Genomic DNA, 25,397 nt, shown 5'->3' with positions numbered 1-25,397 from the left:
CGCATCTGGACCGGTCGCCCGCGCTGTGCTTGCGGGTGACCGGTCCGCAGGGATAAAAGAAAGAAATACTTTATCCAAAATCAGCCTCGCCGCCCGCGGATGTCATCCAGCGGGCGGGGCGGCCGAGGCGCGGGCCCACCACCCGCATCGGGTGGCCGGCCAGGAACCGGCCGGGCCGGCCAGGACGTGAACCTCAGAGAGGAAGCATCACGTGGAACTGAAAGGCATACGGGCGGTCGCCGTGGGCGGCGCCTCCGGGATGGCCCGTGCGACGGCCGAGCTGATCGGTGCCCGCGGTGGCCGGGTCGCGATCCTCGACCGTGCGGCGAGCGACGGGGAAGCGGTCGCCGCCGGCCTCAACGGCACGTTCCACCCCTGCGACGTCACCGACTTCGCCGGGTTCGAGGCGGTCCTGGACGCGGCCGTGGCCGCGCTCGGCGGCATCGACGTCGTGGTGAACACCGCGGGCGGTGCGACACCCGGGCGCACCCTGGGCAAGGCGGGCCCGCTGCCGATCGAGGAGTTCCAGCGGGTCGTCGACCTCAACCTCGTCGGCACGTTCAACGTGGCCCGGCTGGCCGCCGCACGGATGGCCACCAATGAGCCGAACGCCGAGGGCGAGCGCGGCGTGATCATCAACACGGCGTCGATCGCCGCGTTCGAGGGCCAGATCGGCCAGATCGCCTACACCGCGGCCAAGGGCGGTGTCGCGGCGATGAGCCTCACGATGGCCCGGGAGCTGGGCTCGCTGGGAATCCGGGTGAACGCGATCGCGCCCAGCCTGTTCCACACCGGGCTGACCGCGGGGATCCCCGAGGAGTACGAGAAGGTGCTGACGAAGGACGCGGCCTTCCCCAAGCGGATGGGCCGGCCCGAGGAGTACGCCCTGCTCGCCGTCGGGATCGTCGAGAACCCGATGCTCAACGGCCAGACGATCCGTCTGGACGGCGGCCAGCGCTTCGCCCCGAAGTGAGCGACCAGATGAGCATCCTCACCGACCTGACCGACGGCGCGCTCGTCGTCACCATCAACCGCCCCGAGGCCCGCAACGCCCTGAACGGCGAGGTCGGCCAGGGCATCGTCGACGCGCTCGCACGTGCCTCGGATGACGCGGACATCCGCTGCGTCGTTCTCACCGGTGCCGGCGACCGCAGCTTCTGTGCCGGCCTCGACCTCAAGGCCCTGGCCCGTGGCGAGAACCTCAAGCCCGTCATGGATGGTCTGAACGCGCTGCGGGACTTCCCGAAGCCGCTGCTGGGCGCGGTGAACGGTGCCTGCCTGGGCGGTGGCTTCGAGGTCATGATGTTCTGTGACCTCGTTGTCGCCGTCGAGGACACGCCGTTCGGGCTGCCCGAGGTCCGGCGTGGCCTGCTGGCCGGTGGCGGTGGCACCCGGCTGGCGCAGCGGCTGCCGATCGCGGTCGCCCTCGAGCTCGGGCTCACAGGGGAGCCGATTCCCGCGTCCGAGGCGCTGCGCTGGGGCCTGATCAACCGCGTGGTGCCCCGAGACGAGCTGCTGACCACGGCGCTTGGGCTCGCCGCCCGCATCGGGCTCGGCGGCCCGCTCGCCGTCACCGCGACCAAGCGGCTGATGCGTGCGGAGCTCGGCGACGACGAGGCGGCGATGAAGCCGGTCTTCGAGGCGATGGGCACGCTCATGGGGAGCGAGGACGCCCAGGAGGCCGGTCGCGCCTTCGCCGAGAAGCGGACTCCCGTCTGGAAGGGCCGCTGATCGCCGGCAGGCGACAAGGGCAACAGCGCAACAGATCGAAGGCGTAACAGGCCGAAAGAGCAACAGAACCGCAGAGCGACATGGCACCAGAGCGGACGAGCCGGTGCTCGGGGCCGTGGCGGAGATCGGAGTCGGTGCGCACAGCACAACCTCCCCGCCACGGCCGACGCCGCACCGGCCGGCTGGCCTCGAAGCGCATCCCGAAGACCTCGGCGGCGTACGCACGCATGTGGGCAGACGCGGGCGTGGCCCGGCGAGGCCATTTGCTGCCATAGTCCAGCAGCTTTGTCGGGCGCGGCTAAGGTCACAGGCGCCCCTTGGCCCGCATGTCCGTGAGGTGCGCCGCATGGTGTCATATCCGCAGTACAACCTTGAGCTGAGCGGATGGGATCATCAGAGTGTCTGGGGGTTCGACCCGGCCTCGGATTCCCTCTACGCCCAGCTCACCAGAAATGGGTCCGGGTGGGACGCCGAGTCGCAGGGTCCGGAAGTCTGGCTCAGCCCGCCGTGGCACGCCGCCATGCCGACCCCGGCGGCACTCGCCGGGGCTATCTCCAACGCGACCGGATGCACTCTCGATTCCGCGCGGACCGCGATGAACGAATCGTTGCCGGACAGCGACCACCCGCTCTATCAGCATCCGCTGCGCCGCCCGTTGACCGAGCCCGCGCATGAGCCCCGTCCGCATGCGCCGGTGCGAAACCGGCGTCGTGACGATCTGTGGTCGCGTCTACGGAGAGCCCTGTTCTAGGCAGCTGATCGGCCCTACGGGGTCTGATCTGTCGGAACGACTCCTGCTCGGTCGTCGCATCCTCTGAACCGGGATGGCGGATCCTTACGGCTGGTCCGCCATCCCGGTTCCCGTGGCATGGCGTCCGCTGCTACGAGGCGGGCTTGCGGTCGAAGAAGAAGGCGTCCGCATTGCCGTACAGCCAGTTGTCGCGGACCTCGTCGGTCAGTGGGAGGGCCTCGGCTTCACCCAGGCACCGCTTGAAAGACAGCACGGGGTAGTCCGAGGCGAAGATGACCCGGTTCTTGCCGCGGGTCGACATGAAGTGCAGCAGCGATTCGGGCAGCCGCTTCGGCGACCACGCCGACGTCATCAGACGCAGGTTGCGGTACTTGATCATCAGACGGATCGCGGTGTCCCACCACGGATCGGCGCCGTGGATCATGCACAGCTTCAGTTCGGGAAACCGGTAGCAGACCCGGTCGAGGTGAATCGGGTTCTGGGGCTCGGCGGGCAGCGGCGGTCCCGGAATGCCGGTGTTGACGCACAGCGGCAGGTCGAGCTCGCAGCACTTCGTGTAGAGGGGGTAGTAGACCGGGTCGGTGGGCGGGTACATGCCGTCACCCCAGAAGCTGGGGCCGACGGTGGCACTCACCACCGGAAAGTCGCGGGCGAACGACTCCAGGGCGCGGACCGTCGGCATGGGATGCAGCAGGTTGAAGCCGCCGATCGCGAGGGCGAACCGGTCCGGGCGGGCCTCGGCGAACTGGAACGCCCGGCCGTCGGGCTTCCCGGCCTTCGCGATCAGGACCGCGCGCTCGACACCGTTCGCGTCCATGTCCTCCAGCAGCTCGGGCAGCTCCGGGCTGCGGAAGAAGTTGTCGCCGCCCTTGAAATAGTCCTCCTTCACACGGACCATCCAGTCGGGCTGCTTCTTCGTGTCGCCGAAGTCGACGTTCACCAGGCAGTCGATGGCACGGGTCAACGTGATCTCCTTTCCTTGTCGGGATTGTTCGGCCCGCGTATACCCCCTGCGCAGTCGCGCTGGGCCGTGGTCAGACCTGGGAGAGCACTCGGCGGAGCGCCTGGCTGACCATGTTGTCGTAGGGGAAGGTGTCGGGCATGAATCCCATGTCGACGACCAGCTTCCCGATCCGGACCATGATGACGGTGAACCGCAGCCCGGCGAACACCTCGAAGTAGTCGAGGTTGTCCGTGGGGCGCCCGGTGATCGACTTCCAGAGCGCGGCCGTCTCGTCGCGGGAGGGAAAGCCCGGCAGTCGGTTGACACCGGGGCCGGTGGTGAGCGTCTCGTCGGCGAAGATCCACCAGCCCAGGTCCAGGAGGGGGTCGCCGACGCTCGCCATCTCCCAGTCGAGCACCGCGGCGACCTCGAAGTCCTGGAAGATGAGGTTGCTGAGCCGGGCGTCCCCCCAGCACAGCGCCGGGGCGTCGACGGGTGTCGACGGCTTGTTGCGCCTGAGCCAGGCGAGTGCCTCCCGCGCCAGTTCGAAGGGCCTGCCCTCCTCGGCCCAGGCCAGGAACCGTTCGTAGCGGTCGAGCTCCGCGCCCACCGGATCGTCCGGAGGTACCAGCAGGCCTGCGGGGACGTTGAGATCGGCGAGCGCGGTGGTGTGGATGCCCGCCAGCGCGCGGACCCCGCTCACCCAGGCCTGTCGCTGCTGCTCGGGCGACGCCTCGGCCAGCCACCCGGCCGACGCGTAGGGCGGGGTGTCGCTGGGGATCAGGCCCGCGACCCTTTCCATGATCCAAAAGGGGGCGCCGAACCAGGAGGTGTCCGGTTCGAACCAGTGCATGCGGGCCATCGGCACGCTGGAGGCTTCGGCGAGCGCGCGCATCACGTGGAACTGCAGCGCGAACGTGTCGTCGGGGAACACCACGTAGCTCGTCGGCGCGATGCGCGCGACCAGACGATGCCGTTCCGGCCCGGCGGGCCCGGCCCAGCTGGCCTCGAACAGCACTGTCTCGTTGGATGCCCCGGTCCCGGCCGGGATGGTCGGTTCCCCGACCTCGACGTCGGTCAGCCCGCGGACGTCGGTCAGCCAGGTGCGCAGGCGGCTGGCGGTCTCGAGGGGGTCACGTAACTGGAAGTCCATGGGCAGGCCTCACGGTGGTAGCGGCTTAAAAGAACTATATGTTTCTGAGGCCTACGCCGCTAGCCTGCAGCTCGTCCTGACGGTGGGAAGCCGTGCCTGATCGCAAGCTGTAGTCAGAGTACCAGCGGCATGTGTGGCACGACAGCTCCAGCTGCTGGCTGGGCGGGCCCGCCGACGTGCTGCTGGGTGGGCGTCCACCGTGGATGTGGTGTGCCTATGTATCTAAACTATTCGGACCTTCCTCGTACCCGTCGTGGCGTGCGCCCGCCCGTGAAGGCGACTACCTTGATTTCTAAGCTGTCCGCTTTAAGTGAGGGAGGCCTGCATCGGATGACCCATCCTCTGGAACTCACCGGAGCCGCCGTGGTCGTCACCGGCGGGGGTAGCGGCATCGGACGGGCCAGCGCGCTCGCGTTCGCGCGCCGCCGGGCTCGGGTCGTCGTGAGCGACCTCGACGCGGCCCGGGCCCAGGCCGTCGCCGCGGAGATCGCTGTCATCGGCGGCGACGCGATCGGCCTGCGAGTCGACGCCACGAGCGAGGCCGACCTCACGGCACTGCGAACCGCCTGCCTCGAACGGTTCGGCCGGGTCGACGTCGTGATGAACAACGTCGGCGTGCTGGCGCTCGGCGCGCCCGAGTCGTTGCCCGACGAGGCCTGGCAACGTGTCCTCGACGTGAACCTGATGAGCGTGGCGCGCAGCAACCGGGTCTTCCTCCCGCTGTTGCTCGCCCAGGGCTCGGGGCACGTGGTGAACACGTCGTCCGCCTCGGGGCTGCTCGCCTACGGCTTCGACCGGCTGCCCTACGTCGCGAGCAAGCACGCGATCGTCGGGCTGTCCGAAGCGCTTGCGCTGTACCTGGGCCCCCGCGGGGTCGGGGTCACCTGCGTCTGCCCCTCGGGCGTGATCACGAACATCGTGGAACAGATCGCCGTCTACGGCGAGGTGGCCGCGTCGCCGCGCGCCCCCGACCACCCCCTCGTCTCGGCGGAGGCCGTGGGCGAGCTGGTGGCCGAAGCCGTGGCGAAGGGGCGGTTCCTCGTCCTCACCGTGCCCGAGATCCGGGACGAGTTGGTCGGGCGGGCCGGCAACCTGGAGGCCTACCTGCAGGCCCGCATAGCTGAGCAGACAGAGGGACGGTCATGACTGTGAACACGCCCGCCGATGATCTCTACCGCCTGGTGATGACTGTCGAGCCGCCGGCGGTGGAGACACCTTTCGAAGCCGCGTCTCGCCGGTTCCTGTTCGGGGAGATCTGGGGCCGCCCGGACCTGGGTATCCGTGACCGGCGCCTGGTGTCGCTGGCCTGCGTCGCCGCGGCCGACGCGGCGACGCCGATCGCCGGCCACGTCTACGCGGCGTTACGCAGCGGCGATCTGACCATCGAGCAGCTGAACGAGGTGACACTGCACTTCGCGGTCTACTGCGGCTGGCCGAAGGCCTCGTTCCTGGAACAGACCGTCCGTGCGCAGTGGCAGCGGCTGCACGAGGAACGTGGGCAGGAGGCACCGGCCTGGCCGACCCTGACCGCCGAGGATCTCGGGCCCGAGGACCGTGCGGAACGGATCCGCGGCGGGCAGGAGGAGTTCCGGAGCGTCAACGTCATTCCGGCGCCACCGTCCGATTCGCCGTACTTCTACGCCGGGATCCTCAACTTCGTGTTCGGTCATGTGTGGCGCCGACCGGGTCTGAGCCGCCGTGAACGACGACTCGTCACGATCCCCTGCGTGGGGGCGTCGGACGCCGTCGGACCGATCTTCTCGCACGTCGGTTCGGCACTAGAGTCGGGCGATGTGAGCTACGAGGAGATGCAGGAGATCATCCTGCACTTCAGTGCCTACTACGGTTTCGCCAAGGGCGAGGTGCTGCACGACGCTGCTCGACACTGGCGAGCGGGCCGGTCATGAGCCAGCCGCAGGGCACCCCGTCAGGCCATGCGCCGGGCACCCCGCCGGGTGCGATGGCGCTGCGGCTCCTGCTGACCGCGGAGCGGCTGTTCGCCGAGCATGGAATCGACGGGGTGTCCCTGCGGCAGATCGCCGCCCAGGCCGGGTCGGCCAACAACTCGGCCGTGCATTATCACTTCGGCTCGAAGAGCCAGCTGATCGAAGCGATCTTCGCCCACCGGCTGCCCCAGCTGGTGCAGCGGCGCGCGCTGCTGCTCGCCCGCATCGACCGGGACGACCTGCGGGCACGTTTCGAGGCACAGCTGCTGCCGGTGCTCGAACTGGCCGAGTCACCCGACAACTTCTACGTGTCCTTCGTCGAGCAGCTACAGCGCAGCGAGGAGTCGGGCGCGCTCGCCCAGCCGACGGAGATCCAGCGGTCGCAGCGGGATTTCTTCGACGACATGCGCCGGCTGCTGGCCCACCTCGAGGAGCCGGTGCGCACGATGCGCATCCGCGAGGTCCAGGAGCTCAGCGTGCATGCCGCCGCGCGGCGCGAGCGGGCGATCGCGGCAGGCGAGCACGTCAGTCCGTTCGGCCTGTTCGTCAGCACCCTGATCGACGGCTTCACCGGGCACCTCGCGGCCCCGGTGTCCCCGGAAACCCGCCGCTTCCTCCTCGGGATCGACCAGGACCAGGCACCCCCCGCTGTGCCCCCGTCGGTGCTCTGAGACCGCAGCGCGCCCCCCGCACACTGCCAGCAGAGGCCGTTCATGCCACGCCAGCCATTGGCGGACGTCCCATCGGTCCGGGACTGGCCTGACCGGCTTTCATCAGGCCAGATCTCATTCTGAGAGTGTCTGGGAACTGTTCTGCGCACCCGAATCCGTGCGGGCGGCGCCCGTCGACTGCAACTGGGGTCGACGCACGACGCGTGCGCCGCAGAGCCTGACGGCGAACGTAACCACAGGGAGGCCGCCAGGCTTTGAGAGCCCCTGCCGATCGGCGCCGCCTCTCCACTGGTTACACTCATCCGACTGCTCTCAGCATTTCACGCTCGCACTCGCCGTCGAGTGGCGCTTCGACGCGTACGTGGAAGTGGTTGAGGCATGCGGCGACAGCCGAGGGGGAACGGTGCAGGTCGTCTCGGTAGTGAACTACAAGGGTGGCGTCGGGAAGACCACGCTCACCGCCAATATCGGCGCCGAGCTCGCACGGCGCGGCAATCGGGTGCTACTCGTCGATCTCGACCCGCAGGCCAGCCTGACGCTGTCCTTCTACAAGCCCGAGCATTGGCGCCAGTACCTTCAGCCGCATCGGACGGTCAAGCACTGGTTCCAGTCCTGGCAGCCACGCGGAGAACTCCGCAACCCGCTCGAGCTTGTTGACAGCCCGCAACGAGCCAACTTCTACATCGGTTCGAGCGGACGCCTCGATGTCATGGCCTCGGACCTGACGCTCAGCGAGGTCGAGGAGGAGCTGGTGGTCGCCGCGAGCAAGGAGAACGGGGCTCGCGACCGCCGGAACTACCTTCGGGTCTTCGGGCGACTTCGTGACGCCTTCAGGGGGATACCCCCGGACACCTACGAACTTGTTCTCGTCGACTGCCCACCCAGTTTCGGGATGCTTACTCGATCGGCTATCCTCGCCAGTCAGTTCATTCTGGTTCCGGCAAGGCCGGACGAATTGTCGACCGTTGCGATCGAGCATTTCGTCGATCGATTCAACCACTTCCGGGGCGCGTACAACGGCGTGGCTGGCAGGGCTCGTTCGGTGGTGCCTGATGACCGTGTGGCGGCGCAGGTCCTTGGTATCATCTTCACGATGGTCCGCTATCAGGCGAACGGGCCCGTGCTTGCCGAACAGAATTTCATTGATCTGCCGCGCGCCGGCATCCCGAGATTTAACAACCTGGTTCGGGAGAGTCACCGATTCTATGCGGAGTCGGCCAGTGAGGGACTTCCGCTGGTGCTCTCCCACCGGGCGCCCGAGAAGAATGTGGCCGAGATGCGCGAGCTGGTCACCGAGATCGTCTCGAGAATACAGGGTGGCAGTCATGTCTGACACGTCCGCCGAAGTGGCGAGCCTGCTGCTGCATCAGGTTTCCAGGCTGTTGGAGCGGCTCGACCCGGCACAGATCCGTGATCTGGTGGCTGGCCGCTGCCGACTGGCGGTCGTGACCACCGCCGCCGTTGCGGACACCGGTGCCGCGCCGCACCCGCTGGAATCCCCTGATCTGGGGCTGCGGGCCGGGGTACGCAGCAGCCAGGAGACCCTGGTCGGGTCGCCTGCCCCGGAGGCAGGCTCGACGGCCCGCGGTGTGGCCAGGGCCGGCCGCGAGATCGACGCGGAATCCATCCGGGCGACAATCATGACCATGGCGAGCCGTGAGGAAGCGGCGAGCTATGTCGGAACTCTCGGAACGGTGGCGGTGCTGCGCGGCCTGGCGGGCGAACTGGGCGTTCGACTGTCCGCGAAGGATCGCCGGCCCGACATCATCCGCAAGGTTGTCGACGGCACACTGGGGGCCGTGCTGACAGCACGCGCCATACGGGGGGATACGGCGGGATGACAGTGACCACAGCACCTGGCGGTCAACTCGACCAGCGGCTGAGCTGCGGTCTCTTCGACGGCTTCGAGGCCTTTCGGACTCCATCCGACGACGACTTTCGATTCGTTTTTTCTGCCGGGCTCGTGGTGCCGGACACGAACGTTCTCCTCAATCTCTACCGGTACAGCTCCGAAGCCCGTGACAGCCTCCTCAGTGTGCTCCAGAACCTCGGCAGCAGCCTTTGGGTTCCGCACCAGGTGATAAGCGAGTTCTGGAGCGTACGTGACAGTGTGCTGCGTGATCCGAGGGGTACCCTTGCGCTCACCACGGAGCTCGACAAACTACAGGCCCGTGCCGAGAAGATGATCAGCGAGTGGGCGCGGGAGAGATCTCTTTCCCCTGGTACGGCAGAAGATCTGCGAGCCGGTATCGAAGCTGCCTTCGACGCTGCGATCGAACGCATTGGAGAGTTCGACGACGGTGGCGGGACGAGGTACCTCGAGGACTCCGCAGGCGACCCGGTCGTGACCGCCCTCGCAGACATCCTCGCGGGGAAGGTGGGCGCGAAGCCGACCCAGGACGTGCTGGAGGCCAGGATCGCAACCGGCCATGAGCGCGTTGCACAGGAAATACCACCCGGATACAAGGACAAGGGGAAGCCAGGAAACGGGCCTGTCGGGGATTTTCTGCTCTGGTGTGAGCTCCTCGAGGAGGCGAAGCGGCGCGACTGCAATGCACTTTTCGTCACCAGCGACGTCAAGGAGGACTGGTGGCGGCGGGTCGGGGAGGCTCCCCGAGGTCCGCGACCCGAGCTGGTCCGGGAGATGCGGCAGCAGACCGGGCGCGCTCTGTTCATGATGCAGCCGGACGGCCTCCTGGAACGCGCGCGGAGCCTCCTCAACGTCGACGTATCGGAATCCTCTCTGGAGAACGTCGAACGAGTCCAACAGTTCGAGGTTGCGAAGCAGGCCGGCGACGAGTGGGCGGCGGAGGCCGTCGCGGCTGTTCTCGATCGGCTGTCCGAGGAGGCTCCGGTCCAGGCGCAGGTTTTGCGACGTGCCGCTGAACTGGGTGGTTTCATCAACCGGGACGACGTCTACCGGATTGGAAACTACGACTCGACTCGCAGTCTCCGCGGATTCACGCGTCCCGTGCGCCGCATCGTCCAGGCCTTCCAGGACAGGGGTCTGATCCCCGGCGGGGTCGATGACCTGCTTCAGGCGGTCTACGACGATGAGACCGTGGGGCTGGCCACCGGCTTCTCCGTGCCGAGGTCAGCTCTGCCGCTCGTCCTGGAATGGGCGGATCCGCAGGACGCTCCGGCCTAGTCGCCGCCGACGGTGATGGGCAGGGATTCCCAGCCGCGCATGGTCGAGGTGGAGGACAACGCGGTGTTGTCCCAGTCGACTTCCCATGCCGGGAAGCGGTTGAGGAGCTCGTCGAGGGCGATGCGGCCCTCGAGTCTCGCCAGGGCGGCGCCCAGGCAGTAGTGGGTACCGAGCCCGAAGGTGATGTGCTGGTCGATCTTGCGGCGGATGTCGTAGCGTTCGCCGGCGCTCCACCGCTGCTCGTCGCGGTTGGCGGAGGCGACGAGCAGCATCATCGCGCTGCCCGCCGGGACGGTCTGGCCGTGTAGCTCTACGTCGCGTGTGACATAGCGGGCGATGGCGTGTCCGGTGGGCTCGAAGCGCAGCGTCTCCTCGATGGTGTTCGGGATCAGGTCCCGGTTCGCGACGAGATCGGCGCGCTGGTCGGGGTGACGGTCGAGCAGGGCGGCGAGCCAACCGATCAGGCGGGCGGTGGTCTCGTTCCCGGCCCCGGCCAGGACGGTGACGTAGGTCAGGATCTCCTCGCGGGTGAGGGTGCGGGTGACGCCCTTCTCGTCGACGAACTCGGCGCGCAGGAGTTCGGTCATCAGGTCGTCGGAGGGATGCTCGGCGCGCCAGTCGATGTAGTCGGCGAAGATGTCGGTGTCCATGAGCGCGCCGGCCGACACCTTCATCTGCTGGCCGGGCTCGGTGCGCAGCTTGGCGTCGGCGCGCTCGCGGACGGTCAGCTGGTCGGCTTCGGGGATGCCGAGGAGCATGCCGATGACCCGCATGGGCACCTCGTTTGCGAACTCGGTCATCAGGTCGAACCGGTCGGCGCCGTCGAGCCGGTCGAGGCAGCGGACGCAGTACTCCCGGATCTCGGGCTCCAGCGAGAGCACCCGGCGCGGCGTGAACACCCGCGCGAGCAGCCGTCGGTAGATGTCGTGGATGGGCGGATCCTCCATGAGTAACGTGCCCGGCGGGATCTCGATGTCGGCCTTGATGACCTCGAGGATCGGTCCTTTGGCGGAGGAGTAGGTGGCCCAGTCGACCAGCCCGCCGTTGACGTCGTCCCAGCGGCTGAGGACCCAGAAGTCGTGGCGGTCGTTGTACCAGAGCGGGGCCTCGGCCCGCAGCCGCCGGTAGACCGGGTACGGGTCGCGCGCGATCTCACGGTCGAACGGATCCCAGTACACCGGGCTCGAGTCGCTCACTCGGACACCTCCTGACATGGCCGCATTTCGCGGTCAAAGTTTGAACAGTGATTCAAACTATCGGTGGGGGCTGCTGTCAACATCGAGTGGCGGCCGGCCGGCCCTGAGTGGCGGCGGGCCAACTACGAGCGGCAGCAGGCTCGCCGCCCCGAGTGGCGCGTCGGCGATTAATAGTTTTGGTGCACCCGACGCCCGAAAATCCGTTTCGCGTGCTGTTGTCCGTGGCCGACTATCTTGCCGGGGGACGTATTAGAGGAGCCCCGGCGGGAAAACGAACATCAGTGACCGGACTAATCAGGAGAAGGGGATCGCATGCCTGCGCTCACCGAATTCGACCGCTGGCCGGGCCGTACCGTCGTCGGCCGCGACGGGGAGAAGATCGGGACGATCTCGACTCTCTACGTCGAGCCGTCCAACACCGAGCGCCCCGCCTATGCCGCCGTGCACACCGGGCTGTTCGGGACGAAGACGACGGTCGTGCCGCTGGACAAGGCCTCCGTCCAGGGGGACAAGCTCGCTGTGCCCCTGACCAGGGAGCAGGTGAAGGACGCGCCGAGGATCGATTCCGGTGAGGACATCTCGCCGCGCAAACAGGAGGAGATCAACGCCTACTACGGCTTCGGCACCGGCAGGACAGTCCGGGGTTCCGCCGCTGGAACGGCGGCCGGTGCCGCGGCCGGCACTATGGGCGGAACCTTCGCGGGCAGTGAACGGGCCGACCAGCGAACCGTGGAAGCGGACGAGAGTGCGACGGGCCAGCGAACCATGGCGGCGGATGAGCGGACCGCTGGGCAGCGAGGCATGGAGAAGGAGCAGCGAGCTTCCCGGCAGGCGACATCGGCGACAGACCAGCGGGCCGGCGCCGCCCAGGGCAGAGCGCCCGACGAGCGGGAACGCGGCGCACCGGTCCGTGGTGCCGAAGGTGAGATGACCCGCTCGGAGGAGCGCCTCCGGATCAGCACCGAGACCGTCGAGACCGGTCGGGCTCGGCTGCACAAGTACGTGGTGACCGAGAACGTTCGCAAATCCGTTCCGTTCAGCCACGAGGAGGTGCGGCTCGAACGCGAGACCATCACGGATGCCGACCGGGCCGCGATACGCACCAGGCCCGAGCTGACCGAACAGGATCAGGAGGTGACGCTGCACGCGGAGCGGCCCGTCATCCAGAAGGAGACCGTGCCGGTCGAACGTGTACGGCTGACCACCGAGCGGGTAACCGAGGAGCGGCAGATAGAGGAGCAGTTGCGCCACGAGGAAATCAACATGGACGTCGACGAAAGTCAGGGTCGCAGCGGCGAGCAGAGGCCTCGCCGGCCCTGAAGCCGGAGACCGTCGCCGCCACCGCCCGGGAGCGGGGGCGGCGACGGCTGTGTCACGCCGCCGGACTGTGTCGCGTCACGCCGCCGGGTTGTCAGGCCTGAGCTGTGGCCGGTGCCGGGCGCTTGAGCCCGAGCAGGTCGAACATGTTGGCGGACATGATCTTCTCTATCTCGGCCGGGGTCCGGTCCCCGAGCTCGTCGGCGAACGAGAGGGGTTCGGCGAGGCCTTCGGGGTGGGGGTAGTCGGAGCCGAAGCAGACCCGGTCGGCGCCCATGAGGCTGATGAGGCCGTCGAGGGAGTCCTCCCAGAACGGATTGATCCAGATGTTGCGCCGCAGGACCTCGATGGGGTGGGTGGGAAACTCCCGCGGCATCTTCTTCCAGGCGAGCTCGAGGTTCCTGGCCAGCAGCCCCACCCAGCTGCCGCCGTTCTCGACGCTGATGAGGCGGACACCGGGGAAGCGGTCGAGCATCCCGTGGCAGATGGCGGAGGCGAGGGTGTCCTGGATGGTGCGGCCGCCGTCGGCGACGTAGGCGAAGGTCTTGGGCTTGAAGGCGACGTACTCGCCGGTGTTGCCTTCCCAGGTGTTGAGGTAGTCCTGGTAGCCGCTGTCGGAGGCGTGCAGGGCGACCAGCACGCCGGCTTCCTGGACCCGGGCCCAGAAGGGGTCGAACTCCGGCAGGAACGGTGAGCGCAGGCCACGCAGGCCGGCGACCGGTGCCGGACGGACCAGGATCGCGCGGGCGCCGCGCTCCAGGACACGTTCGAGCTCGGTGATGCCGCCCTCGACGTCGCAGGGGGAGATGATCGGGGTGGTGAGGATCCGGTCGGCGTAGCTGTACGTCCAGTCGTCGTACAGCCAGTCGTTGAAGGCCCGGATCGCGATCTGAGTGAGCGCCGGGTCGTCGCGCAGCCGTTCTTCGATGAGGCTGGCCAGGGTCGGGAACAGCAGGCAGGCCGCGACGCCCTGTTCGTCGAGCAGGGCGAGGCGCGCCGCTGGTTCGCGGAACGCGGGGAGCGGCCGGATGGGCTTGCCGCTGAGCTCCCGCAGGGACCTGCCCTCGGGGTTGTTGCCCGAGTAGAACGCCATGTGTGCGCCGGGGGCGGCGACGACCTCGAAGGTCGGGTTGGGGATGAACTCGGTGAGGGTGTTGCGCACGACCAGCTTCTTGCGGCCGCCGAGCTCGACGAAGCGGAACAGGTCCTTGTGCCGCGCCGGCAGGTGCCGGGTGAAGGCGTCCTCCGTCTCGTACAGGTGGTGATCCGCGTCGAAGACCGGAAAGCCGAGATCCTTGCTGGTGGTCATCCTGGACATCCTGGGTGCGTAGAGGGAAGTGGCGCTTTCGCGGACCGGAGGGCCACGGGTCTTGCCCACAGTGCCCTCTTCGGGTTATACCCCAGGGGACGTCGAGATATCTAGATGTATTGAGGTCCTCCGGCTTGCCGGCTTCGGTGTGAGCCGGGCCACCCCCGAGCCGGGCCGCTGTGAGGGAGACCGCCCATGACGACCGACCAGCTCACGGAGCTTGGCTTCTACACCCTGCCCGGGCATTCCGGCACGCCCCGTGACCTGGTCACGGAGGTCCTGGCCGGCGAGCGGCTGGGTCTTGGCGCCACGTTCGTCTCCGAGCGCTTCTCGACGAAGGACGCGGCCGTGCTGTCGGGTGCGGCCGGCGCCCTCACCGAGACGCTCGGGATCGCCACGGCGGCGACCAACCACCACACCCGCCATCCGCTGGTCACCGCGACCTTCGCGACGACCATGCACCGCCTCACCGGTGGGAGGTTCGCGCTCGGGCTGGGCCGGGGCTTCGACCGGTTCTGGTCCGCGGTCGGGCTCAGCCCGGTGACCAGCGCCCAGATCGAGGACTTCGCCGGGCTCATGCGCCGGCTGTGGCGAGGAGAGATGATCCTCGGCCACGACGGCCCGGCCGGGAAGTACCCGTACCTGCAGCAGGACCCGGACTTCGACGAGGACATCCCGCTCATGCTCGCCGCGCTCGGACCGCGCAGCCTGGAGCTCGCCGGGCGCTGCCTGGACGGCGTCGTGCTGCACACCTTCTTCTCGGACGTCGCGCTGACGGAGTCCGTGGAGGCGGTGCGCCGGGGAGCGAAGGCGGCGGGACGGGACCCGGACAGCGTCCGGGTCTGGTCGGTGCTGGCCGTCGTCGGTGATCACATCCCACCGGACCAGATGCTGCGGCGCACCGTCGGGCGGTTGGCCACCTACCTGCTGGGCTACGGCGACATCCTGGTGCGGGTCAACGACTGGGATCCGGCGGTGCTCGCCCGGTTCCGGGCCGACGAGTTCGTCCAGGGTTTCCAGGGCGCGTTCGACGCGAGGGCCGACGAACGGCAGCTGGAGCATCTCGCCACGCTGATCCCGGCGGAATGGCTGGCGGCGAGCGCGACGGGGACGGCCGAGCAGTGCGCTGCGGCCGTGGCCCGCCAGTTCGAGCTGGGGGCCACCGGTGTGATCCTGCACGGCGTCTCGCCGGACGAGGTCGCTCCGGTGGTCGAGGCCTATCGCGGGATCCGGCCGCCGTCGGCGCGTGGCCTGCCCGCGAACCCCGGCCGGCTGTCCTAGACAGGCCGGCGGCACCGTACTTCCACAAGCATTGATCCTGATGAGGTCCACACTGATGTACGGCGCGTCGGCCCGGGTGCGATCAGCGGTGCCACTCGACATCCGCAAAATATCTAGATAGATTTTCGATCTTTCTGCGGGTGTCGTCCGCCTGCTGGAGGGGCTGCGGCGTTTGTCGCTCGTCGGGAATCGAGGTTCACGCACGAGTAGCGGTTCACGGGCGAGTGGCCGGACCTCGCTCGGTCGGGCCTGACCTCGCCGGTGGGCTGCGTACGGCCCACCGGCGAGCTGGCGAGGCGTTACTTCAGCTCGACGAAGGTGGGCTCGGACCAGGCGCGGTCCTTCGTCACCGGCCAGCAGATGAACGGCTTCGCGGGATCGCCGACGGCTTTGAACTTTCCGCCGTGGACCTGGACGAGAGAGATGCACTCCTGCTTGTTGCCGTGGGTGACGGGATCTTCGTCCGTGGGCGGTACATGTTGACGGCTCCAGTCGATGGGGTCGATGAGGCCGTCCGCGCTGTAGGCGGTCAGTTGGTTCGTGGCGGTGATGACGGACTCACGGGTGAAGGATTCGCCGGCTGCCTTGATCCCCTGATAGGCGAGATCGGCGTCGATCCAGCCGAGCATGGCGTATTCAGTGTGCTCGGCCTTGGCCCCGTCCATCCAGGTGAAGAAGTTCGTCAGTGCGGAGGAGCCGGCGTCGGCCTCGGAGGGGCGGAACCGGGCCAGTACGTAGTCGCCTTCGAAGAGATCGCCGCTCTCGGCGACGAACCTCTGATCGTAGGTGTTCTGGTGGACCATGGTGACGTCTCCGACGCCCTGGCGCCGCATCTCCTGGGAGAAGGTCTTCATGGAATTGGAGTCGACGCAGCCGATCACGAGCTGGACGCCGGCCTTCTTCATGGCCGTCACCTCGGGGCCGACGCCGTTCGGGAGGCCGAAGGGCAGGCCGTCGTTGAGGTAGACGACCTTCTGACCGAAGGCTCCACCCTGCTTCTCGATGGATTTGACGACGCCGTTCGCGCAGTTCTTGGACGCCGGATTCACGCCGAGCCCGATCGCCGCGATCTTCGTGGCTCCGGCGAGCTTGGCGATGTAGGACCAGTACGTCTGCACGCACTCGATGCAGAATGCGCCGGCGGTCCGCCCGGGTGAGGCTGTTCGCGGCCCCGCCCGGGCCGGGGCATCGAAGCCGCCGGAGGACGCCCTGGTCCTCGGATCGGCAGGGGGTCCGGGCGCCGGCCACGAACCTCGACTGCGCGAGCCGGCTGCCGGCTTGCGTGTAGTGGGAATCCTCCGTGTTACACGCCTGGAAGGAGATCAGGTGGTGTGTCTCGCGTCGAGGTAGGCGACGAGTACATCGACGAGAAGGGCTCGATCGTCGGCGAAGTCAAGGTGCTCGCGAACGACCATCTGCCGCAGCACGAGGCCGCGCAGGGCTGCCCAGACGAGGTCGCCGAGGCGGTCGTCAGGTCCGTCCGTCAGGCGGCCGCCGAGCTGGTGGAGTTGGCCGGCGACGCTCTCAAGGTAGGCGGCCTGGCTGGCGGAACGGTCGACCCGCGTGGCGATCGAGATCTCGAGGCTGGCCATGGATGTCGGCGCGGAGAACGCCGCCCAGGCGGCGTCGACGAGAGCGCTGACGCGTTCTCGGGTCGTACCTGTCACGGGTAGCTGCGCCGATTCGACGCTCGCACGCAGCTGCTGGTACCCGCTCTCCACGACGGCGCTGAAAAGACCGTCCCGGTCACCGAAGTGATACTGGATCACCCCCCAGGTGACGCCCGCGCGTTCCGCGATGTGCCGGGCGCTGGCGGCGCCGAAGCCCTCCTCGCGCACACAGCGCACCGTCTCGTCGATGATCATCGATCGGGTGCGGTCGCCACGAACCTGGGTTCGCTGGGTCGGCCCACTGGGCCTGGTCGCCTTGGCTGGCCTGGTCACCTCGGCTGGCCTGATCGCCGTGTCGTGTGCCGTCGGCCGTTCCGGTCGCGGCCGGCCGGACGACGTCGGTGCTTCCTGGTCGGGCAGGCCGGGCTTCTCATGAGCGCGGGGTGATCCAGGGGCACAGCGGCCATCGTACGAGGTCGCCCCCACCGCGTCGGGAGCCGTACAGGTGTCTTGCCCAATAACATTGCATGTTTTATGTTTACGCCCTCGGGGTCGTAGGTGGACCCGGATGGTGCGGCTGTGCGGATCTCCCGGCCGCGGTGGACGTCGAGAGGAACGGGATGACTGTGGTGTCGGGGCATGGCCCGGGAAACGGCGATGCGGCGGACGGCGCCGTCGCGAGCAAGGACTTCGCCGGCAGGTACGGGCCGTGGGCGGTCGTGGCTGGCGCGTCGATGGGAATCGGCCGCGCACTGTCCATGGAAGCGGCCGAGCGTGGGCTGAACGTCGTCCTGGTGGCTCGTGGCAAGGAGAAGCTGGAAGCGACCGCATCGGAGGTGGCCGCGCGGCACGGTCGCGAGGTGCGCACGGTCGCGGCGGACCTCGCGTCACCCGACATCGGCGAGATCCTCGCGGACGCGACCGCGGATCTCGATGTCGGCCTGCTCGTCTACAACGCCGCGGTCGGCCCGAACAGCCGTTTCATCGACGGCGACCTGGACCTGCACCTGCTCAGCGTCGACGTGAACTGTCGGACGCCGGTGATCCTCTCGCACCACTTCGGACGCCGGCTGGCGGAGCGGGGCCGCGGCGGGATCGTCATGATCAGCTCGATGGGTGGCACCCAGGGCGCGGTGAACTTCAGCACCTACAACGCGGGCAAGGCCTTCGAGTGGATCCTCACCGAGTCGCTGTGGACGGAACTCGCGGACCGCGGTGTGGACGCGGTCAACGTGTTCGTCGGAGCGACCTCGTCGCCGAACTACGACGCCTTCCAGGAGACGCTCGATCCCGACCTGTGCAACCGCACGGACACCGACGACCCGCTCGACCGGGCCCGGTCACGCCTGATGCGTCCGAGTTCGCCGGAGGAGGTCGCGACCGCGTCGTACGAGGGGCTCGCCCACGGGCCGGTGGCCTACACGCATTCCGACGACGAGTTCGTGTCGCGCAGGTGCTTCGGCCTGTCGCGGGCGGATGCGACCGGGGTCTGGCGTGCGCTGCAGGAGACCTCGACCCGGCGACCGGACCGGATCGCCCGATGAGCCGGCGGCTGCGCGTCGTCCAGTGGACGACCGGTAAGACCGGGCGTGCCGCGGTCCGTGGCATGGTCGGCCACCCCGTCCTCGACCTGGTCGGCTGCTACGCCCACGCACCGGACAAGGTCGGCCGGGACGTCGGAGAGCTGTGCGGCCTCGACCCGATCGGAGTGCTGGCCACCGATGACGTCGAGGCGCTCGTCGCGCTGGAGCCCGACTGCGTCTCGTACATGGCCTACCGGCCGAACTTCGACCACCTGGAACGGATCCTCGAATCCGGCGTCAACGTGGTCTCGACGATGTACATGATGGCCGGCTTCGGCTACGGGGAGGAGGCCACCCACCGGCTGCGGGACGCCTGCCTGCGCGGCGGCTCGTCGCTCTACGCCTCCGGCATCTATCCGGGGCATGCGCCGAACGTCGCGCTCGCCGCCAGCGCGATGTGCAGCCGCATCGAACGGGTCTCGATCCTGGAGTCGCTCGACATCGCCGGTTACGCCAACGAACAGATGTTCCGCGCCCAGGGCTTCGACCTGCCCCCCGAGGATCCCGCGGCCGCGGTGGCCTGTGAGGCGTCCTGCGGGTCGTTCAAGGATCAGATCCCAGTGCTCGCGAGGGAACTCGGTGTCCGTATCGACAGGGTCGGTTTCCGGGTGGAGTTCGCCACGGCCAACGAGGACACCGACTTCGGGTTCATGACCGTCCGCAAGGGACACATCGCCGGTTTCAAGGGCACCGTGTCCGGCGACCGGGACGGCCGATCGCTCATCGAGTGCTCCTTCGTGTGGAAGCTCGGCGAGGACATGACCCCGAACTGGCCCGTCACCCATGGCTACATCATCGAGCTTGACGGTGATCCCGGTGTCCGGGTCCGTCTCGAGCCCCAGGGTGACCACCTCGACGGCACCGTGACCACGGCGCTGCCCGCCGTCAATGCCATCCCGCAGGTCTGCGCGGCGCCACCCGGCATCGTGAACCTCACCGGGCTGCCGTTCGTCCGGGGCGCCCACCAGCTCAGGCCCTGAGATACGGCGCAGGCCCCGAGTGCGGCTCAGGCGCCGAACCACCTCCGGCTCCGAACCACATCCAAGGCATCGGCCCGGCGGACGGCAGGGAAGTGCCCCGCCGGCGGGACTGGTCCCTGCCGTCCGAGAGCACCAGAGCAAAGAGGGGAAACGCTGTGTCGGAGAGGCGGCCGCTGCGGGTCATCCAGTGGGCGACGGGCAGTGTCGGACAGATATCGATCAGGCACATGGTCGAGAACCCGGCCTTCGAGGTGGTCGGGTGTTTCGTCACCTCCGCGGAGAAGGACGGTTGCGACATCGGTGAACTGGCCGGTGTCGACCCGGTCGGAGTGCTCGCCACCTGTGATGCCGAAGCGGTGCTGGCGCTGGACGCCGACTGCGTCAACTACGCGCCGCTGTATGTCGACATCGACGAGATCACGCGCATTCTGCGCAGCGGAAAGAACCTGGTGACCCCCTCCGGCTTCACCTATCCCGCAGCGCTCGACGACAAGGTGCGGGAGCGGCTGGAGGCCGCCTGCCAGGAGGGCGGCGTGTCGCTGTTCGGCACCGGCATTCATCCGGGGTTCGCCGGCGATCTGCTGCCGCTGACCTTCGCGCGGCTGGCCTCGCGCATCGACGAGCTCGTGGTGCAGGAAGTCGGCGACTTCCGCAACCACCCCTCGGCCGCGATGATGTTCGACGGACTCGGCTTCGGCCGCGATCCGGACGATCTCAGGGCGAACCCGCCGCGGATGTTCGACACCATGGGCCGGACCTTCAAGGAGTCCATCCACCTGCTGGCCGCAGGCCTGGGAATCGACGTGGAGGACTACGACTTCGTCTGGGACAGCGCGGTCGCCCGACGCGATGTCACCGTTCGAGCCGGATCGATCGCAAAGGGTGGTGTCGCGGGAATGCGGCTCGAATGGCGGGTCTGGAATGGCGGCCGGCCGGTCCTGATCTTTCGCTCCTTCTGGCGGATGGATGACGAGACCGACCCCGACTGGGGGTACGAGGACTGCAAATACGCGCTGTACTTCACCGGTCTGCCATCCTTCCGGGTGAACTACGAGCCGACCGATCCCGGGCCGAACGGCGACATCGGTTACTGGGGGCGCATCTGGACGGCGTTGTCCGCCGTCAACGCCATACCCACGGTCGTGGACGCACCCGCGGGTATCCGGACCCATCTGGACCTCCCGGTGGCGCAGCCACCGCATCTGCACCGGAAAAGTCCGGGAAGTCGGCCGTGAGGACATCGTCGTAGCGACTCGACCATGACCCCGCGCTGGCTGTCCTGCCGTCGTGTCAGTGGGTGCCGGCGCGGTGGCCCGGCCAAGGAATTCCACAACCGGACCGGACGTCTCCCGGGCCGTGGCCTGGTTGGGCCTCCTTTCGGTTTCGGTGCGCGACGCGTCGGAGCACCGGGGCCCGGGTGCCCGGGGTCGGTCCTGGTGCGCGCGTCGCACACCTCGAACGCGCGGAGCGGCCGGGATGTCGGACCCGGCCACGGGGAAAGGATCGACGGTTTTCCCGGGTCCGTCCACAGTGGAACTACGTAGACGGACTACGGAGATGTCTGACTTGACGTCCCGTCGACCGCCCAGAAAAGTCTGACCATGACCGCGTCCGTGTCCGGGTCACCGCAGCTGCCCGGCGCCGTCCTGCCCACGGAAGTGACCAGCTTCGTGGGTCGGCGCCAGGAGCGTGCCGACCTACGACAGCGGCTCGGGCGGTTTCGGCTGGTGACGCTCGTGGGCGTGGGAGGCGTGGGTAAGACACGGCTGGCCCTGCGTACCGCCGCGGAGGTCCGCGGCGAGTTTCCCGACGGGGTGTGGTTCGTCGAACTGGCCCAGCTGCGTGATCCGGACCTGCTCCCGCATCAGCTCGCGGCGACGCTCGGCTGCTCACCGCCAGCGGATCGGACTGTTCTGAACACGTTGTTGGGGCACCTGCGCGAGCGGCGACTGCTGCTCGTTCTCGACAACTGTGAGCATCTGGCGGACGCCTGCGCGGATCTGGTCGACAGTCTGCTGCGGGGGTGCCCGCGACTGCGTGTTCTCGCGACGAGCCGGGAATCGCTGCGCGTCGAGAGCGAGTGCACGTACCTGGTGGCGCCGTTCTCGGTGCCGGAGCGGTCCAGCATCGAGAAGCAGGGCGAGTCCGGCGGTGACGCCGCCACCCTCTTCCTGGACCGGGCTCGCGCTGTGCGGTCAGGCGTCGATCTCACCCGGGACGACCGCGACGCGATCGGGGACATCTGCCGCCTGGTCGACGGGATACCGCTCGCGATAGAGCTGGCGGCGGTCAGGCTGCGTGCGTTGTCGCCAGCCGAGATCCTGCGACTACTCCACGAGGGAGGTGGGGTCCTGCGGCACGACGGCCGCCGGATGCCGGATCGGCGGCGCACCCTCCGAGGCTGCATCGACTGGAGTTTCGACCTCTGCACCGGTGCGGAACAGCGCCTGTGGGCGCGGCTGTCGGTGTTCGCCGGCGGCTTCGAGCTTGATGCCGTGGAGGGGGTCTGTCACGGTTCGGGACTGCCTGAGCCTGTGGTCGACCTGATCCTGTCGCTGGTGGACAAGTCCATCCTGATGCCCGAGCCGGGCTCCGGGAAGGCGCGTTTCCGGCTCCTGGAGATGCTGCGCCAGTACGGCTACGAGAAGCTGCGCGAAAGCGGCGAGGACACCGCGATGCGCCGGGCTCACCGCGACTGGTTCCTCGAGCTCGCGACACGGGCGGAGGGCGGGCTGCTCGGTACCGACCGACGGCAGTGGCTGCGCCGCCTGCGCCGCGACCACGCCAACCTCCAGCGGGCGATGGCCTACAGCGCCGAGGCGCATGACCACGCACAAGGACGCACCCTGGCGCGGTCGCTGCATTACTACTGGGTGGCCGACGGGCGGTTCGACGAGGGCCGGACCTGGCTCGCGCGGTTCCAGCACGTCGATGACGGAACGGCGCTGGATCGTCTACAGGCCTTGCACGCGGCAGGCTGGCTGGCGACCTTGCAGGGCGACGCCGTCGCCTCGGCGGCGATCCTGCGCGAGGGAGCCCAGCTGGCCGCCAGCAGCGATGACGTCTCGGCCGCCGCTCTGATCACCCAGCTGGACGGAATGGAGGCGCTGTACACCGGTCAGTCCGTGGCGACAGAACACCTCGAACTCGCATTGGAGCGGTTTCGCCAGGTCGGCGACGTCGACCGCCAACTGGAGACCCTCGCGATGCTCACCGTGGCCGCGGCGCTCGGCCCCGCCCCCGCGGCGGCTGGGCGTTACCACGCGGAGTGCGGCGCGATGGCCGTGCGCCGTCGCGAGCCGGCGCTGCGCCTGTACACGGCCTGGCCCTATGCGCTCGCCGTATGGCGCTCGGGTGACGCGGAAGCCGCAGTGTCGAGCGCCCGGGACGCGCTGTCCTTCGCGGCCAGCCGGTCCGACCGGCTGAGCCTCGCACTGTGCCTGGAGACCATCGCCTGGATCGAGGCGGGCCGCGGCCGGCACGTGACGGCCGCCGTACTGCTCGGTGCGGCGGATCGACTGTGGTCGCGGATGGGGACGTCCACCGCGGCCTTCCCCGCTCTGTTCCGCTTTCGCAGTGACTGTGAGGCGGACTGCCTCCGGTCACTCGGTGACGGCCCGTTCGAGGCGGCGCGGGCGCACGGCGCCGAGCTGACGCCGACCGAAGCCTGTTCCCGCGCTCTGGGCCAACCCGAGGAAGGCACCCCGCCTGGTGTCGCGAGCGGGATCGCCGACAGGGGCCCGCTGTCCGACGCCGGGCTGACCCGCCGCGAACGGGAGGTCGTCGGCCTGTTGGCCCTGGGGCGGACCAACAGGGAGATCGCGACGGAGCTGCGGATCGCTCCGCGGACCGCGGAGTCGCATGTCCACCAGGTCCTCAGCAAGCTTGGCTTCCACTCCCGCGCGAAGGTCACCGTGTGGCTGGCCGACCAGCTTGGTGGTGCCTCCAGGACGACGGCGAGCTGACAGGAGCCGCCGGCGGACCGGCGCCTGTTTTGGATCGGCTCCGATCCCGGCTTGAAACTTCTGGATATTTCGGCTAGGTTCACTCGTCGGATGATCGTCGTATGTCGGCGGCGGCCATCCGGACTCCGCGATTCACCCACGACCAGCTGGCCCAGGCGATCGTTGCGGTTGCCTTGAGTGCCGGTTTCCTGTTCAAAACCTCCGGGTCGTCCGTATTTTGGACGCCGGGACGACGTACGTATCGGAAGTCACCGATGCGGCGGCGTCGGAGTGAGCCACGCAGCCCTTCGATCACGTTCTTTCCGACCGGCGGTCGTTGTCGAGATCCCGCGAACACGGCGCCACCGCCGACCGGAGATGAGCCGGGGTACTTCCCGGCAGGCGAAACAAATTCTTTGGTCTCTCAGTGACATGTCATCTCGGCGTTTCCGCCTTTTCGGGTGGCGGCCGCCGATTGTTATGGACCTCGGCAGCCGGGGACAGGCCGCCGACGGGCGGCGAGGCGACCGCTTCGTCGCACGACCGCAGTTTACGAAAGGAGCGACGTCATGACGTCGACCAAGGGCTTCCGGGCCCGGCCACGGTTCCGAAGACTCGCAGCGCTTGTGTTAGGCACGGCGGCCAGCCTGGCGCTGTCCGCGGTGCACGCGCCAGTGGCCTCGGCGGCGACACCCCCGGTGGTGCTGCCGGCGGACGAGTCCGCCCACCCGGACGCCGGAATGGAGTGGTGGTACTTCACCGGCCACCTCACCGGAAAGGACGTCTTCGGCAAGAGCCACTCGTACGGGTTCGAGACCATGGTCGTCCGTAACGACGGGCTCGACACCGCGCCGACCGGTGTCATCTACAACGTAAACATGTCGGTCACCGACCTGACCCGGGGGACCTTCAAGCAGAACCGGGACATCTACAGCATCCAGAACGACCAGACCCCGGCCGGCGGCGGATTCAGCTTCGACGTCGGTGGCGTGCACATGGACGGGAAGAACGGCGTCAACCACATCTGGGGAGGATTCCCGGACCTCAGCTATGTGTACAGCGGGCTGACGCTGAAGCAGAGCACCCCGGCCGCGCTGCACGGGGGACCTTCGGGTGTGATTCCCTACGGCCCGTTCGGTGAGTCGGCCTACTACTCGCAGACGAACCTCGACGTCTCCGGGAAGCTCTTCGACCACGGCCTGCTGGTGAACGTCACCGGAAAGGCATGGATGGACCACCAGTGGGGCAACTGGAACCCCGGCAAGGGTGGCTGGGAGTGGTTCAGCATCCAGCTGTCCAACAACACCCAGTACATGCTTTACTTCATCCGCGACGAGAATCACAACTACGTCCAGACGGTCGGTACGCTCATCAACCCCGACGGCAGCACCGTGAACCTGCCGGCGAGCCAGCTCAGCGAGACGGCGCTCGGCAGCTGGACCAGTCCGCATACCGGAATCGTGTATCCCCAGAACTGGAAGGTCAATGTTCCGGGCGGCACGCTGACCGTGACGTCGCAGTTCCCTGACCAGGAGGTCTACAGCGACATCGTCACGGTGGGGTCGTACTGGGAGGGCACCACGACCGTGTCCGGGACGATCAACGGTCAGGCGGTGACCGGGCAGGCCTACGCCGAGGTCATTCCGTTCATCGCGATGCCGGGCCACGGCTATGTCTGGGAGCAGGTCGGAGATCTCCTGGGCCTTTAGCCGGTCGTCGGCAACCCCTTCTCGGGAAAATTCTCTGACCCGGGTGGCGGGATCTATCGCGGACCCGCCACCCGGTCGCCCGGGGAGTGCGCCGTCAGACTCCGTGAAGGAGCCCCGGCACCTCG

At 68.2% G+C, this 25,397-nt stretch carries 22 protein-coding genes; 16 read left to right on the top strand and 6 right to left on the bottom strand.

Annotation, left to right across the window (positions count from 1 at the left end):
- The first annotated feature begins 211 nt into the window (after nt 1-211).
- From AWX74_RS23775 to AWX74_RS23765, 3 genes are all read left to right on the top strand, one after another.
- Nucleotides 212-973 carry an SDR family oxidoreductase gene (locus AWX74_RS23775; RefSeq protein ID WP_006539424.1) on the top strand — a complete coding sequence of 254 codons (762 nt, stop codon included), beginning with the start codon at nt 212-214 and terminating at the stop codon, nt 971-973.
- Nucleotides 974-981: 8 nt separating this feature from the next.
- On the top strand, nt 982-1,731 hold the full coding sequence (locus tag AWX74_RS23770) for an enoyl-CoA hydratase/isomerase family protein (protein ID WP_091281377.1): 750 nt from the start codon (nt 982-984) through the stop codon (nt 1,729-1,731).
- Between the two features lie 346 nt (nt 1,732-2,077).
- Nucleotides 2,078-2,482, top strand: a complete 405-nt coding sequence (locus AWX74_RS23765; RefSeq protein WP_091281127.1) for a hypothetical protein — start codon at nt 2,078-2,080, stop codon at nt 2,480-2,482.
- Nucleotides 2,483-2,612: 130 nt separating this feature from the next.
- Here the strand turns inward: AWX74_RS23765 and AWX74_RS23760 are convergent, their stop codons facing one another.
- Nucleotides 2,613-3,446: an amidohydrolase family protein gene (locus tag AWX74_RS23760; protein ID WP_193209696.1), complete on the bottom strand. Its 834-nt coding sequence runs from the start codon at nt 3,444-3,446 to the stop codon at nt 2,613-2,615.
- A 70-nt stretch (nt 3,447-3,516) separates the two neighbouring features.
- Nucleotides 3,517-4,578, bottom strand: coding sequence for a phosphotransferase family protein (locus tag AWX74_RS23755; RefSeq protein ID WP_091281124.1), 1,062 nt, complete (start codon nt 4,576-4,578; stop codon nt 3,517-3,519).
- A gap of 330 nt (nt 4,579-4,908) precedes the next feature.
- On the opposite strand from AWX74_RS23755, the gene AWX74_RS23750 reads away from it, so the two are divergent.
- From AWX74_RS23750 to AWX74_RS23725, 6 genes are all read left to right on the top strand, one after another.
- On the top strand, nt 4,909-5,724 hold the full coding sequence (locus AWX74_RS23750) for an SDR family oxidoreductase (RefSeq protein WP_091281121.1): 816 nt from the start codon (nt 4,909-4,911) through the stop codon (nt 5,722-5,724).
- Nucleotides 5,721-6,485 carry a carboxymuconolactone decarboxylase family protein gene (locus tag AWX74_RS23745; RefSeq protein WP_091281119.1) on the top strand — a complete coding sequence of 255 codons (765 nt, stop codon included), beginning with the start codon at nt 5,721-5,723 and terminating at the stop codon, nt 6,483-6,485. The genes AWX74_RS23750 and AWX74_RS23745 overlap by 4 nt, the downstream gene beginning before the upstream one ends.
- Entirely contained in the window at nt 6,482-7,195 is a 714-nt protein-coding gene (locus tag AWX74_RS23740; protein ID WP_091281117.1) for a TetR/AcrR family transcriptional regulator, read from the top strand. The genes AWX74_RS23745 and AWX74_RS23740 overlap by 4 nt, the downstream gene beginning before the upstream one ends.
- Before the next feature lie 403 nt (nt 7,196-7,598).
- Nucleotides 7,599-8,528 carry a ParA family protein gene (locus tag AWX74_RS23735; protein WP_165615760.1) on the top strand — a complete coding sequence of 310 codons (930 nt, stop codon included), beginning with the start codon at nt 7,599-7,601 and terminating at the stop codon, nt 8,526-8,528.
- Nucleotides 8,521-9,036 (top strand): hypothetical protein, encoded by a 516-nt coding sequence (locus AWX74_RS23730; RefSeq protein WP_131799527.1) that lies wholly within the window; start codon nt 8,521-8,523, stop codon nt 9,034-9,036. The genes AWX74_RS23735 and AWX74_RS23730 overlap by 8 nt, the downstream gene beginning before the upstream one ends.
- Nucleotides 9,033-10,343, top strand: coding sequence for a PIN-like domain-containing protein (locus AWX74_RS23725; RefSeq protein ID WP_091281106.1), 1,311 nt, complete (start codon nt 9,033-9,035; stop codon nt 10,341-10,343). The genes AWX74_RS23730 and AWX74_RS23725 overlap by 4 nt, the downstream gene beginning before the upstream one ends.
- On the opposite strand, the gene AWX74_RS23720 is transcribed toward AWX74_RS23725, so the two are convergent.
- Nucleotides 10,340-11,539, bottom strand: coding sequence for a cytochrome P450 (locus tag AWX74_RS23720; protein WP_091281103.1), 1,200 nt, complete (start codon nt 11,537-11,539; stop codon nt 10,340-10,342). The two genes, AWX74_RS23725 and AWX74_RS23720, sit on opposite strands and share 4 nt — an antisense overlap.
- Before the next feature lie 312 nt (nt 11,540-11,851).
- On the opposite strand from AWX74_RS23720, the gene AWX74_RS23715 reads away from it, so the two are divergent.
- The gene (locus AWX74_RS23715; protein WP_091281099.1) at nt 11,852-12,859 is read left to right on the top strand and encodes a DUF2382 domain-containing protein; all 1,008 of its coding nucleotides are present in this window, start codon (nt 11,852-11,854) and stop codon (nt 12,857-12,859) included.
- A gap of 91 nt (nt 12,860-12,950) precedes the next feature.
- Here the strand turns inward: AWX74_RS23715 and AWX74_RS23710 are convergent, their stop codons facing one another.
- On the bottom strand, nt 12,951-14,165 hold the full coding sequence (locus AWX74_RS23710; protein ID WP_091281096.1) for an amidohydrolase family protein: 1,215 nt from the start codon (nt 14,163-14,165) through the stop codon (nt 12,951-12,953).
- A 195-nt stretch (nt 14,166-14,360) separates the two neighbouring features.
- Here AWX74_RS23710 and AWX74_RS23705 point away from each other — a divergent pair, with 195 nt between their 5' ends.
- Nucleotides 14,361-15,446 (top strand): TIGR03857 family LLM class F420-dependent oxidoreductase, encoded by a 1,086-nt coding sequence (locus AWX74_RS23705; RefSeq protein WP_091281092.1) that lies wholly within the window; start codon nt 14,361-14,363, stop codon nt 15,444-15,446.
- A 299-nt stretch (nt 15,447-15,745) separates the two neighbouring features.
- On the opposite strand, the gene AWX74_RS23700 is transcribed toward AWX74_RS23705, so the two are convergent.
- Nucleotides 15,746-16,564 carry an ABC transporter substrate-binding protein gene (locus tag AWX74_RS23700; RefSeq protein WP_242666378.1) on the bottom strand — a complete coding sequence of 273 codons (819 nt, stop codon included), beginning with the start codon at nt 16,562-16,564 and terminating at the stop codon, nt 15,746-15,748.
- A 204-nt stretch (nt 16,565-16,768) separates the two neighbouring features.
- Nucleotides 16,769-17,389 (bottom strand): TetR/AcrR family transcriptional regulator, encoded by a 621-nt coding sequence (locus tag AWX74_RS23695; RefSeq protein ID WP_207550401.1) that lies wholly within the window; start codon nt 17,387-17,389, stop codon nt 16,769-16,771.
- 287 nt (nt 17,390-17,676) lie between these two features.
- Here AWX74_RS23695 and AWX74_RS23685 point away from each other — a divergent pair, with 287 nt between their 5' ends.
- From AWX74_RS23685 to AWX74_RS23665, 5 genes are all read left to right on the top strand, one after another.
- Nucleotides 17,677-18,600 (top strand): SDR family NAD(P)-dependent oxidoreductase, encoded by a 924-nt coding sequence (locus AWX74_RS23685; RefSeq protein WP_091281371.1) that lies wholly within the window; start codon nt 17,677-17,679, stop codon nt 18,598-18,600.
- Nucleotides 18,597-19,619 (top strand): NAD(P)H-dependent amine dehydrogenase family protein, encoded by a 1,023-nt coding sequence (locus AWX74_RS23680; RefSeq protein ID WP_091281079.1) that lies wholly within the window; start codon nt 18,597-18,599, stop codon nt 19,617-19,619. Before AWX74_RS23685 ends, AWX74_RS23680 begins: the two co-directional genes overlap by 4 nt.
- A gap of 155 nt (nt 19,620-19,774) precedes the next feature.
- Entirely contained in the window at nt 19,775-20,854 is a 1,080-nt protein-coding gene (locus AWX74_RS23675; protein ID WP_091281076.1) for an NAD(P)H-dependent amine dehydrogenase family protein, read from the top strand.
- Nucleotides 20,855-21,220: 366 nt separating this feature from the next.
- A complete protein-coding gene (locus AWX74_RS23670; protein WP_091281072.1) occupies nt 21,221-23,584 on the top strand; it encodes a LuxR C-terminal-related transcriptional regulator in 2,364 nt (787 codons plus the stop codon).
- A gap of 548 nt (nt 23,585-24,132) precedes the next feature.
- Nucleotides 24,133-25,272, top strand: coding sequence for a lipocalin family protein (locus tag AWX74_RS23665; protein ID WP_091281069.1), 1,140 nt, complete (start codon nt 24,133-24,135; stop codon nt 25,270-25,272).
- The last annotated feature ends 125 nt before the right edge of the window (nt 25,273-25,397 follow it).

This window comes from Parafrankia irregularis, assembly GCF_001536285.1.
GTDB classification, from domain to species: Bacteria; Actinomycetota; Actinomycetes; order Frankiales; family Frankiaceae; genus Parafrankia; species Parafrankia irregularis.
The sequence above is the reverse complement of the archived record's forward strand: the minus strand, read 5'-3'. Positions and strand labels throughout refer to the sequence as shown.

Excerpts from the sequence above, each read along its gene's own strand:
- AWX74_RS23705 (WP_091281092.1), top strand. The coding sequence starts at position 14,361 with ATGACGACCGACCAGCTCACGGAGCTTGGCTTCTACACCCTGCCCGGG.
- AWX74_RS23770 (WP_091281377.1), top strand. The coding sequence starts at position 982 with ATGAGCATCCTCACCGACCTGACCGACGGCGCGCTCGTCGTCACCATC.
- AWX74_RS23765 (WP_091281127.1), top strand. The coding sequence starts at position 2,078 with ATGGTGTCATATCCGCAGTACAACCTTGAGCTGAGCGGATGGGATCAT.
- AWX74_RS23750 (WP_091281121.1), top strand. The coding sequence starts at position 4,909 with ATGACCCATCCTCTGGAACTCACCGGAGCCGCCGTGGTCGTCACCGGC.
- AWX74_RS23715 (WP_091281099.1), top strand. The coding sequence starts at position 11,852 with ATGCCTGCGCTCACCGAATTCGACCGCTGGCCGGGCCGTACCGTCGTC.
- AWX74_RS23725 (WP_091281106.1), top strand. The coding sequence starts at position 9,033 with ATGACAGTGACCACAGCACCTGGCGGTCAACTCGACCAGCGGCTGAGC.
- AWX74_RS23680 (WP_091281079.1), top strand. The coding sequence starts at position 18,597 with ATGAGCCGGCGGCTGCGCGTCGTCCAGTGGACGACCGGTAAGACCGGG.
- AWX74_RS23665 (WP_091281069.1), top strand. The coding sequence starts at position 24,133 with ATGACGTCGACCAAGGGCTTCCGGGCCCGGCCACGGTTCCGAAGACTC.
- AWX74_RS23730 (WP_131799527.1), top strand. The coding sequence starts at position 8,521 with ATGTCTGACACGTCCGCCGAAGTGGCGAGCCTGCTGCTGCATCAGGTT.
- AWX74_RS23755 (WP_091281124.1), bottom strand. The coding sequence starts at position 4,578 with ATGGACTTCCAGTTACGTGACCCCCTCGAGACCGCCAGCCGCCTGCGC.
- AWX74_RS23670 (WP_091281072.1), top strand. The coding sequence starts at position 21,221 with ATGACCGCGTCCGTGTCCGGGTCACCGCAGCTGCCCGGCGCCGTCCTG.
- AWX74_RS23710 (WP_091281096.1), bottom strand. The coding sequence starts at position 14,165 with ATGACCACCAGCAAGGATCTCGGCTTTCCGGTCTTCGACGCGGATCAC.
- AWX74_RS23685 (WP_091281371.1), top strand. The coding sequence starts at position 17,677 with ATGACTGTGGTGTCGGGGCATGGCCCGGGAAACGGCGATGCGGCGGAC.
- AWX74_RS23745 (WP_091281119.1), top strand. The coding sequence starts at position 5,721 with ATGACTGTGAACACGCCCGCCGATGATCTCTACCGCCTGGTGATGACT.
- AWX74_RS23740 (WP_091281117.1), top strand. The coding sequence starts at position 6,482 with ATGAGCCAGCCGCAGGGCACCCCGTCAGGCCATGCGCCGGGCACCCCG.